This is a genomic window from Ramlibacter paludis (genome assembly GCF_022012305.1).
GTDB lineage: Bacteria > Pseudomonadota > Gammaproteobacteria > Burkholderiales > Burkholderiaceae_C > Ramlibacter > Ramlibacter paludis.
Window position 1 is genome coordinate 657,882 of the sequence record NZ_JAKLTM010000004.1, and the last position, 8,872, is coordinate 666,753.

At 68.6% G+C, this 8,872-nt stretch carries 13 protein-coding genes; 5 read left to right on the plus strand and 8 right to left on the minus strand.

The features are described 5' to 3' along the window. Nucleotides 1-5 precede the first annotated feature (5 nt). A complete protein-coding gene (locus LZ009_RS16915) occupies nucleotides 6-464 on the minus strand; it encodes a hypothetical protein (RefSeq protein WP_275699126.1) in 459 nt (152 codons plus the stop codon). Nucleotides 465-706: 242 nt separating this feature from the next. On the opposite strand from LZ009_RS16915, the gene LZ009_RS16920 reads away from it, so the two are divergent. The 5 genes from LZ009_RS16920 to LZ009_RS16940 all read left to right on the plus strand — a co-directional run bounded on the left by LZ009_RS16920 (nucleotide 707) and on the right by LZ009_RS16940 (nucleotide 5,373). Continuing rightward, on the plus strand, nucleotides 707-1,075 hold the full coding sequence (locus LZ009_RS16920) for a DUF4148 domain-containing protein (RefSeq protein ID WP_275699127.1): 369 nt from the start codon (nucleotides 707-709) through the stop codon (nucleotides 1,073-1,075). Between the two features lie 229 nt (nucleotides 1,076-1,304). Further along, on the plus strand, nucleotides 1,305-1,532 hold the full coding sequence (locus tag LZ009_RS16925) for a hypothetical protein (protein ID WP_275699128.1): 228 nt from the start codon (nucleotides 1,305-1,307) through the stop codon (nucleotides 1,530-1,532). Between the two features lie 66 nt (nucleotides 1,533-1,598). Then, complete coding sequence (locus LZ009_RS16930) at nucleotides 1,599-3,194, plus strand: MFS transporter (RefSeq protein ID WP_275699129.1); 1,596 nt, start codon at nucleotides 1,599-1,601, stop codon at nucleotides 3,192-3,194. A gap of 173 nt (nucleotides 3,195-3,367) precedes the next feature. Continuing rightward, nucleotides 3,368-4,108, plus strand: coding sequence for a DUF3703 domain-containing protein (locus LZ009_RS16935; RefSeq protein ID WP_275699130.1), 741 nt, complete (start codon nucleotides 3,368-3,370; stop codon nucleotides 4,106-4,108). Continuing rightward, entirely contained in the window at nucleotides 4,105-5,373 is a 1,269-nt protein-coding gene (locus tag LZ009_RS16940) for a cytochrome-c peroxidase (RefSeq protein WP_275699131.1), read from the plus strand. Before LZ009_RS16935 ends, LZ009_RS16940 begins: the two co-directional genes overlap by 4 nt. 51 nt (nucleotides 5,374-5,424) lie before the next feature. Here LZ009_RS16940 and LZ009_RS16945 read toward each other — a convergent pair whose 3' ends face one another. The 7 genes from LZ009_RS16945 to LZ009_RS16975 form a co-directional block, all read right to left on the minus strand. Continuing rightward, a complete protein-coding gene (locus LZ009_RS16945; protein WP_275699132.1) occupies nucleotides 5,425-5,772 on the minus strand; it encodes a hypothetical protein in 348 nt (115 codons plus the stop codon). A 138-nt stretch (nucleotides 5,773-5,910) separates the two neighbouring features. Next, nucleotides 5,911-6,468 (minus strand): dihydrofolate reductase family protein, encoded by a 558-nt coding sequence (locus LZ009_RS16950; protein ID WP_275699133.1) that lies wholly within the window; start codon nucleotides 6,466-6,468, stop codon nucleotides 5,911-5,913. Nucleotides 6,469-6,517: 49 nt separating this feature from the next. Next, the gene (locus LZ009_RS16955; protein WP_275699134.1) at nucleotides 6,518-6,829 is read right to left on the minus strand and encodes a hypothetical protein; all 312 of its coding nucleotides are present in this window, start codon (nucleotides 6,827-6,829) and stop codon (nucleotides 6,518-6,520) included. Between the two features lie 42 nt (nucleotides 6,830-6,871). Then, a complete protein-coding gene (locus LZ009_RS16960) occupies nucleotides 6,872-7,315 on the minus strand; it encodes a hypothetical protein (RefSeq protein ID WP_275699135.1) in 444 nt (147 codons plus the stop codon). Nucleotides 7,316-7,323: 8 nt separating this feature from the next. After that, the gene (locus LZ009_RS16965) at nucleotides 7,324-7,710 is read right to left on the minus strand and encodes a hypothetical protein (RefSeq protein WP_275699136.1); all 387 of its coding nucleotides are present in this window, start codon (nucleotides 7,708-7,710) and stop codon (nucleotides 7,324-7,326) included. 19 nt (nucleotides 7,711-7,729) lie between these two features. Continuing rightward, the gene (gene yidD / locus LZ009_RS16970) at nucleotides 7,730-8,221 is read right to left on the minus strand and encodes a membrane protein insertion efficiency factor YidD (RefSeq protein WP_275699137.1); all 492 of its coding nucleotides are present in this window, start codon (nucleotides 8,219-8,221) and stop codon (nucleotides 7,730-7,732) included. A gap of 25 nt (nucleotides 8,222-8,246) precedes the next feature. Further along, a complete protein-coding gene (locus LZ009_RS16975; RefSeq protein ID WP_275699138.1) occupies nucleotides 8,247-8,774 on the minus strand; it encodes a 2'-5' RNA ligase family protein in 528 nt (175 codons plus the stop codon). Between the last annotated feature and the right edge of the window lie 98 nt (nucleotides 8,775-8,872).

Sequence of the window (8,872 nt, forward strand, 5' to 3'; positions counted from 1 at the left end):
CCCGCTCAGTTCTTCTTGGCGGCGGCCTCGCGCTCCTTGAGGATCGCTTCCTTGTCTTCGCGGCTGTAGCTGATGGCGCCGCAGCTGGCGTTGTACGCGACCAGGCCCTGGTTCAGGGCTTCGAGGTCGGTGCGCAGGGCGGTGGCCGAGGCCTGCTGCGCGGCGACGCGCGCGTTGTGCTCCTTCACCTTGCGGTTGAAGCGGTCCATCTTGGCCTCGTTGCCTTCCACGGCCTTCGCCTCGGCCGTCATCTCTTCGGCCTGGGCCTTGATGGCGGTGTTCTCGGCACGGTTCGCCTCGCTGCGGGCGCTCAACGCGGTGCGGCGCGCGGCCAGGTCGGCCTCGGTGTTCATGCAGGTGCGCAATTCGTCCTTGCTCACCATCTTGCCGGCGGCGGATTGCGCTTGGGCGGAGAGGGAGGCGGCGGCCAGCACGAGGGCGGCGGAGAAGGAAAGGAACTTCATGGGTTCGTGGAGTGGGGTTGGAAAGGGCGGCACGGATCGCGCGCCGCCGCCAGGCCCGCAATGGTAAAGCACCCATGTAACCGCTTTGTAGCGGCCGCTCATTTCCGCCTAAGAGAACGCTAAGGGCGGCCTAAGGCCGCTTTCCTACAGTGCATCCACGGCCGGCGCACGACACGCAAGCAGTGCAGCAAGGGCCGGAACACAACGCAACCAAGGCACTGATTTCTCGAAAGGAAAACGCCATGAACCGCAAGCTCACCACCACCGCCCTCGTCCTCGCCGCCGCCTTCGCCGGCAGCGCCTTTGCCGAATCCCCCAACGCCGGCGTCGGCCGCGACACCTTCAGCGGCGCGCGCACCCGCGCCGACGTGCAGGCCGAACTGGTCGCCTACAAGCAGGCTGGCGTGAACCCGTGGTCGACGCAGTACAACCCGCTGCGCAGCTTCAAGAGCGCCACGACCCGTGCCGACGTCACGGCCGACTACCTCGCCTCGCGCGCCGAAGTCGCCGCGCTGAATTCCGAAGACAGCGGCTCGGCTTACCTGGCGCAAGCCCGCGTGACCGGCGTCCCGCCCACCAGGCTGGCCGGCCAGCCGCGCAACGCGCAGTGAGCAGGCGGAGGGACCTTCCCTCCTCCCTTGAAAGGCGGCCGGGGTTTCCCGGCCGCCTTTTTTTTGCGCGGGAAGCCGGGGTTGCGCACTTGTTCACGTTCGCCGCCCCGCATCTGCGCCGCGAGGTGCGCAAGCGCACATGGCTTTCGCCGGCCATTGCCTAGAGTTACCTCGTCGGATCCGCAGCACAAGACGCACCGACGATGACCCAACCACCCAGGAGATGACCGTGAACAACGCTTCCCGCCACCTGCAACCGCAAGTTTCCGCCGGCCTGCGCTTCGCCGCCGCCGTCGGTGTCTGCGCCGCCCTGGCACTGGCCTGGGTCGTCGCGGAACACGAGAGCCACCGCGCGGTGGACACGGCCACGGCCGCGTTCACCAATGGACCCGCCACCGGCACGCCGCAGGTGGTGGAAGTCGCGGGACGGAAAGTGGCCTCGGCCCGGCGCAGCTGAAATCGCCGGCTTCGACAGGAACGGCGGCCTGCGGGCCGCCGTTTTCTCTTAGAGTGGGCAGCTGGCATGTCCACTGCGTCCAACTCCCTCTTCTCCCCGCTGCGCCTCCCCGCTTTCCGCGGCCTCTGGGCCGGCAGCGCCATCTACTTCACCGGCAACGCCATGCAGGTCATGGCCGCCTCCTGGCTCATGGTCGAGCGCACGGGTTCGTCCTTCCTGGCCGCCCTGGTGCAGACCGCCGTCTTCCTGCCGATGTTCCTGCTGGCGCTGCCGGCGGGCGTGCTGGCCGACACCACCGACCGCCGCCGCCTGATCACGCGCGCCCTCGGCGTGCAGGTGGGCGTGACCGCCCTGCTCTCGCTGCTGGCCCTGCTCGGCTGGGCCGGGCCGGTCACGCTGCTGCTCTTCACCTTTGCCGCCGGCTGCTGCACGGCCTTGCTGTCGCCGGCCTGGAACACCAGCGTGGCCGACACCGTGCCGCGCGAGGACATGCCGCAGGCGATCACGGCCATGTCCATCGCCTGGAACAGCGCGCGGGCCTTGGGCCCGTCGATCGCCGGCTTCGTCTTTGCTTCGCTGGGCGCCGGCTGGGTGTTCGGCCTCGCCGTCGCCAGCGCGATCGTCATGATGCAGGCCGTGCGCCGCTGGCCGCCGGCGCCGCATGCCAAGTCCCCGCTGCCCGCCGAGCGCCTGTGGAGCGGCACCCTGGCCGGCCTGCGCTACGCGCGCCACTCGCCGATGATCCTGGCGCAGCTGCTGCGCACCATCGCGTACAGCGGCGCGGGTTCCGCCTTGTGGGCGCTGCTGCCGGCGATCGCCGCGCAGCAATTGCACCTGGGGGCGGCCGGCTTCGGCTTCCTCATGGGCTGCCTGGGAACGGGCGCGGTCGCCGCCGGGCTGGTGCTGGGCAAGCTGCGGGCCCGGCTCGGGCTGGAACGCCTGGTCGCCATCGGCTGCGTGGTCTTCGCGCTGGTGATGCTGGTCGCCGCCTTCGTCCACGTTCCGCTGGTGGTGTTCGTGTCGCTGGCGATCGGCGGCGCGGCCTGGATGGCGGTGATGGCCACCTTCAACACCGCCACGCAGACCAGCGCGCCGCCCTGGGTGCGCTCGCGCGCCGTGGCGCTGCACACCGTGAGCGCGCTCGGTTCCTTCGCGATCGGCTCGGCGTTCTGGGGCGCGGTGTCGGGCGTCGCCGGACTGCCCTTCGCGCTGACCGTGGCCGCCATCGCGATGCTGGCCGGCATCGTGCTGGCGCGCTGGCTGCCCTTGCGCGTGGGCGATGCGCAGGAGGTCACGCCGGTGACGCCGGTCGCGCTGTGGGACGACGTGTTCATCCACGAGCAGGCGCCGCTGCCCGACGACGGCCCGGTGTCGGTGGAGATCGGCTACCGCATCCGGCCCGGCGAGGCCGAGGAGTTCCTGCATGCGGTGAGCCAGCTGCGCGCATCGCGGCGCCGCGACGGGGCCACGCTCTGGCGCGTGTACCGCGACCTCGGCGATCCCTCGCGCTACGTCGAGCGCTTCCTGGTCGCCTCCTGGGCCGACTACCTGCACCAGCGCTCGCGGGCCACGCTGGCCGACCAGGAGCTGGATGCCCGCGTGCGCGAGTTCGTCCGCGAGGGCGAGCCCGTGACCACGCAGCACTACATCGCGGAGCGCTGACAGGCGGGGGTAGCACCGTCCGTCGGCTGGAAGCTTGACCTTGCCATCATGGCAAGGTTGAAAGTCGCGCCTGCCTTGAACGAAAAGGCTGCGCGCGCAGCCCCTTCGTTCAAGCCCGGGCCGCCCCGCGCGGCGAACAATTCCTTCCTCCTCATCGCAACCAGCTCACTGCCATGCCCAGCACCTACGCCCTTCGCATCCGTCCCAGCGTGCAAGCCGAATTCGCCGCCTCCCGCAGCGCCGAGGCGCGCGGCGAGTTCTACACGTCCTTCCTGCACCTGGAACGCGCCCACGTCCTCGGCCAGCCCGACACCGCGCTGCACGTCGCCGTGCACTGGCGCATGTTCCGCTTCGCCGTGCGCAACCGCCGCCCGGGCGAAGCCCTGGGCCAGCTCTGGCGCATGGCGGCCGCGGCCGTCTTCACGGCCTTCGGCCTCGTGCCCGAGGGCAACACCGGCGGCACCGACGTCAGCGGCCTGCGCCGGATGCCGGTTGCGCCCGACCTCAAGCGGGTGATGGCTGTCGCCCTGGCCGCATCGCTCACCGCCTGCGGCACGCCGCCCGACCTGGACCTGTCGCTGGCCAAGAAGTCGGCCGCCGGCATCTACCAGGTGGGCCTGGTGCCGCCGGCGCAGCCCGCGGCCATCAACCAGATGCACAGCTGGAAGGTCAAGCTGGCCACGCCCGAAGGCACGCCCGTGCGCGGCGCCAGCTTCGCGGTGGACGGGGGCATGCCGCAGCACGGCCACGGCCTGCCCACCCAGCCGCGCGTCACGCGCGAGCTGGAAGCCGGCACCTACCAGATCGACGGCATGAAGTTCAGCATGACCGGCTGGTGGGAGCTCAAGCTCGCGATCCAGGGGCCGCAGGGCGCCGACAAGGTGACCTTCAACACCGTGGTGGAGCGGCCGTGACCGCGCGCCTGGCTGCGGCGGCGGCCTTGCTCGCCGCGCTGCTGGTGTCGGCCTGGGCCGCGCAGGAAGCGCGCACGCCGCCGCGCGACAGCTGGTCGGCCAAGGAAGTCGCCGCCATCACGGCCATGCAGCTGAAGGAGGCCGGCGCGCGTCCGGCCGATCCGTCCAACGCCTACGAGCAGCGCACCGAGGCCGTCGCCTTCGGCCGCGCCCTCTTCAACGACCCGCGCCTGAGCGCCAACGGCCAGGTGGCCTGCGCCAGCTGCCACGCGGCCGACCGGCAGTTCCAGGACGGCCGCCAGTTCGGCCAGGGCGTAGGCACCGGCAAGCGCCGCACGATGCCGGTGATGGGCGCCGACCGCTCGCCCTTCCTCTTCTGGGACGGCCGCAAGGACAGCCTCTGGTCGCAGGCGCTCGGGCCGCTGGAGGATGCCGCCGAACACGGCGGCAACCGCGTGCGCTACGTGCAGCTCGTGGAAGCGCATTACCGCGACGCCTACCGCCAGGTCTTCGGCACGCTGCCGGCTTTAGGCGCGCTGCCGCGCGACGCCTCACCGAACGGCACGCCCGCCGAACGGGCCGCCTGGGCCGCGCTGCCGGAGAGCAGCCGCGACGCCGTGAACCGCGTGTTCGCCAACATGGGCAAGGCCATCGCCGCGTACGAAGCCCGGGTGAGTTACGGCGAGTCGCGCTTCGACCGCTATGCGCGAGCCACCGTGGCCGGCGACGCGCGCGGGCAGGAAGCCTTGTCGGCGCAGGAAGTGCGTGGGCTGCGCCTCTTCCTGGGCGCGGGCCAATGCGTGACCTGCCACAACGGGCCGCAGCTGAGCGACCACGCCTTCCACAACACGGGGGTGCCGCCCATCGATCCCGCGCATCCGGATCGCGGCCGCGCCGACGGCTTGCGCAAACTGGTCAAGGACGAATTCAACTGCCTGGGTCGCTACAGCGATGCGAAGCCGGAGCAGTGCGGCGAACTGCAGTTCCTGTCGGCCGAGGACGCTTCGCAGTTGGCGGCCTTCCGCACGCCGAGCCTGCGCAACGTGGCGGAACGCGCGCCGTACATGCATGCGGGCCAGTTCAAGAACCTGCAGCAAGTGGTGCAGCACTACGCCAGCGCGCCGAAGGCGGTGCTCGGGCACAGCGAGCTTGCACAGGCGGGAGAGAAGCACGCCGACCGGCAGGTGATCCGGCTGTCGGCCACCGACGTGCAGGACCTGGCGGCTTTCCTGGGCGCGCTGAGCGGGCCGGTCGTGCAGCCCTGAGGACCGGCGACCTGCCCATGAAGACGCGGCCCGGATCGGGCCGCGTCGTGATCAGTAGCGGTACGGGTTGTTGGGCGCGCGGTCGTAGCGGTTCGGCACGCCGTCGCGGTCGGCATCACGCCAGGCGCCATGGTGGCGGTGGTGGCGGTAGTAGCCACGCTGCTCGTAGTACACGGTTTGCGGCTGCACGTAGACGGCGCGCGGCTGGACGTACACCGGCTGCGGCTCCATGTACACCGGCTGCGGCTGCACGTACACGGGTTGCGGCTGCACGTAGCCGTAGGGCGCGTTCACGCCGATGGACAGGACCACGTCCGAGCGGGCCTGCGCCGCGGTGGTCGCGGCCAGCGCGCCGACCGCGACGACGGCGGCAAGAAGGGGCTTGGAGATGCGGTTCATGGAAGGCTCCTCGTTAAGGTGAGTGCATGGTGCATGCCCGTCCATGAACCGAACCTGAACGCGGTGAAACAGTCCAGTTACGAGTGCGCGAAAGCCGCAAGAGGTGGCGACGAGGCGTTACTTCCGTGAGGCAGGCTGTCAGGGGGCTCGCCGGTAGTGCATGGCAACAACACCGTTGTGGAGCGGCGTGGCCGAGACCAGCACGAGCCGGCGCGTGGCCGGCAGGCCGCTGTCGTACAGGGTCGGACCGTGGCCGGCGATCCTGGGATGCACGAGCAGCTTGTACTCGTCGATCAGGTCCAGCCGGTCCAGCGCCGCCGCGAGCTTGCCGCTCCCGAGGAGCACGCCGTCCGGGGTCGCGTCCTTGAGCTTCTGGATGCCAGTGCGCAAATCGCCCGCGATTAGGTGGCTGTTGGTCCACGGGAGGTCCTTGCGTGTCGAGGACACCACGTACTTCGGCTTGGCTTCCAGCTTGGTCGCCCACTCGCGAATCGCCGGCGGCGCCTCCACCTCGCCGCGCGCGACCGCCGGCCAGAAGCTTTCCATCATCTCGTACGTGACGCGGCCCCACAGCATCGCGCCGTTTTCGTCCAAGAGGCGCGTGAAGAAGGCGTGCGTCTCGTCGTCGACGACGCCTTCCCGGTGGTCGACGCAGCCGTCGAGGGTGACGTTGATGCTGAAGGTCAGGAGTCCCATGATTTCCCTTGTTCGTCGAGCGACCCGTGCGACTGCAGCTTCGCCTCCCTCATGGCTGCACTGCGAACCCGATCACGACTTGCTTCGGCTTCTGCTTGAATTCCGCCGCGACAGCCTCGGTGGCCAGCTTCACGATGGCCGGCAACTGGACATCCGCCGGGACCCGTTCGAAAGTTACGCTGACGGAAGTCAGCGTGCCATTGTTCCAGTTGAAACCCACGAACGACTTGACGCCGACCGCCTTCTCGAGGCGGGTCGAGACAGCTTGCGAATGCGCATAGCCTTCTCGCACCGTGTCGAATGCGTCGCAGCCGCTCAAACACAGCGCGAAGACGAGAGCCAAAGGCGAGAGCAGTTTCATCACCGAATCTTCCTGTGATGCGACGCCAGGCGTCGGAGACCATCAGATTGCCTGATCATCCATCAGCTCCAAGAGGTCGATTGCCGTCTTGGCCCGGGCATCGTCCCCGATGGCCAGTGGCGCGACGTGCCTGCGCATCGACTGGATGAAGGCCCTCAGCGTTTCCTGCACGGACCCGCCGAGGTAGGTCTCATGGCCTTCCTCGGGGCAGAAGGTGCCGCCGAGATCGATGAGAGCTTCCATGGTCGCCCGTTGGGCCCAAGGCTTGCCGTCCACCAGCAGCCGCTCTATTTCAGGGAGCACTCCCAGGACGACCGGATAGAACGTACCCGCATGGTTGTTGCCCATGGCCCAGAGAAACGCATCGTGCGCCTCGAACGCGGACGGTTCATCGCTCGCGCGCCAAAGCGCATCGAGCGCGGCCTCCACGCTGCCCGGGTCGTTGGACTCGGGCTGCGGGAAGTGGTCCAGGTGGAGTGGGTTCACGGCTGCGCTCAGGAGCGAACCGCCAGCAGGACCAGCGCGGGAACCATCGCGGACCCTGCCAGGGTTGCGGCAAAAACGATGCCGAGGATTGCGCCGCGCGGGAATCCGATCCGGTTTCCGTCCTGCGCGTAGGCGAATCGTCCGAAGTACCAGCCACCGAGCAGCAGGTGTGCCGCGAGACCGAAAGCCAGCGCCAACGGCAGCGGCGTCGAATTGCCGCCGAGGCGAGCGATCAGGGTCGCACCAACCGAGCCCACCAGAAGCAGGATGACGTACCCGAAGGCGCGGAGCCAGCTCAAGTTCGTTCGGCGATACAGCCTGGCAGCCAGCTTTACCAGGGCGGTCATCAGCGCGACTGACAAGGTGAGCGGAAGGAGCGTCAGGAGTGATTGCATGGCGTGATGGGGTGTCCTCTCAGGCATCGCTTGCGGCGACGTCCTTCTTGCGAGATTTTTTCGAGCGACCGAGATCCGCATTCGGCGGGATGTAAATGTACTTCTCCCCGCTCGTGCTCCGCCGGCGGCTGGGCCAGTTGCATCCGCCGAAGTCACAGCAGCTGGCCAGGTCGCAGGCGCTGGAAATCCATCGGCCGGAAGGCAAGTCACAGCCACCTGGCAAGTCGCATCCGCCGTCACACGGCGCATCGCAGCCGACGTCGCACGATCCCCGCTGGGAAATCGGAGGGCGGGAGCGGCAAACATGGCGCCGGTGAACGACACCGCAAAGATGCGTGCGTTGCCGGATCAGCACGAGGCCGGCAAGCACGCCGTGACGCCGCACAGCGCGGTAGCCCAGCGCAGAGCAACTGGCACGGCCGGTATGCGTGCGATAGGCGCAGGCGAAGCCCTTGTAGGGAGAGAGGTACTTCTGGTAGATGCGAATCGCGAGGAGGGCAAGCCGGCGCATATCGGGTGGAGGCTAACGCAACGTGTCAGCCCTGGTGTCCCACGAGCGCGAATTCATGCATCTCCTTCCAGCGGCCCGAAGAATTCTCCAGCAATTTCACGTAACCGCAATGCGTCGAGACGGGCCCGTTTCGCTCGATGTCGGCGCGAAGCTCGCGCTCCACGGATTCGGCTGCCAGGGCATCGCCGTCCGCCACGGTCAGGTGCGGAATGACCGACGTGTGAGTCCCCCCGTACGGCGGGTACTCGGGAAATGCGCGGGCAACCGCCAAGGTGAGCTCCTCGAATGGTTGCACGAAGGCGGGCGCCAGATAGGCGGTTGCGGGGAAGCGCTCCACTCGATGGAGAACGCACCGGAACGGCGAGAACCGCTTGAACAGGATGCCCAAGCGGCGGCGCACGCTTGAATCGACTAGCTCCGGCCCCATGAACGGAAACAGGATGGTGATATGCGCCGGCACCCCCAGGCTCGCCTGCGGATCGAATCTGCGGCGCAGGGCTCCAAATCGCGCCTCGGCTTCGGAGACGAAGATCACCAAGCCGGTCTGATGCATGAAGAGGTCTTGTCGGTTCGATTTCTCCCGCTGTTGACCTTCTTTGCGTTAGGTAGGAATGCCAACGAAAGCGAAGCAAGCTCCGTGTCCGTGTCGAA

What these genes read in the sequence shown, in the direction of transcription:
- LZ009_RS16935 (WP_275699130.1), top strand. Translation starts at nt 3,368, where the DNA reads ATGCCCAGCACCTACGCCCTTCGCATCCGTCCCAGCGTGCAAGCCGAA.
- LZ009_RS16965 (WP_275699136.1), bottom strand. Translation starts at nt 7,710, where the DNA reads ATGCAATCACTCCTGACGCTCCTTCCGCTCACCTTGTCAGTCGCGCTG.
- LZ009_RS16950 (WP_275699133.1), bottom strand. Translation starts at nt 6,468, where the DNA reads ATGGGACTCCTGACCTTCAGCATCAACGTCACCCTCGACGGCTGCGTC.
- LZ009_RS16915 (WP_275699126.1), bottom strand. Translation starts at nt 464, where the DNA reads ATGAAGTTCCTTTCCTTCTCCGCCGCCCTCGTGCTGGCCGCCGCCTCC.
- LZ009_RS16920 (WP_275699127.1), top strand. Translation starts at nt 707, where the DNA reads ATGAACCGCAAGCTCACCACCACCGCCCTCGTCCTCGCCGCCGCCTTC.
- LZ009_RS16955 (WP_275699134.1), bottom strand. Translation starts at nt 6,829, where the DNA reads ATGAAACTGCTCTCGCCTTTGGCTCTCGTCTTCGCGCTGTGTTTGAGC.
- yidD (WP_275699137.1), bottom strand. Translation starts at nt 8,221, where the DNA reads ATGCGCCGGCTTGCCCTCCTCGCGATTCGCATCTACCAGAAGTACCTC.
- LZ009_RS16975 (WP_275699138.1), bottom strand. Translation starts at nt 8,774, where the DNA reads ATGCATCAGACCGGCTTGGTGATCTTCGTCTCCGAAGCCGAGGCGCGA.
- LZ009_RS16930 (WP_275699129.1), top strand. Translation starts at nt 1,599, where the DNA reads ATGTCCACTGCGTCCAACTCCCTCTTCTCCCCGCTGCGCCTCCCCGCT.
- LZ009_RS16945 (WP_275699132.1), bottom strand. Translation starts at nt 5,772, where the DNA reads ATGAACCGCATCTCCAAGCCCCTTCTTGCCGCCGTCGTCGCGGTCGGC.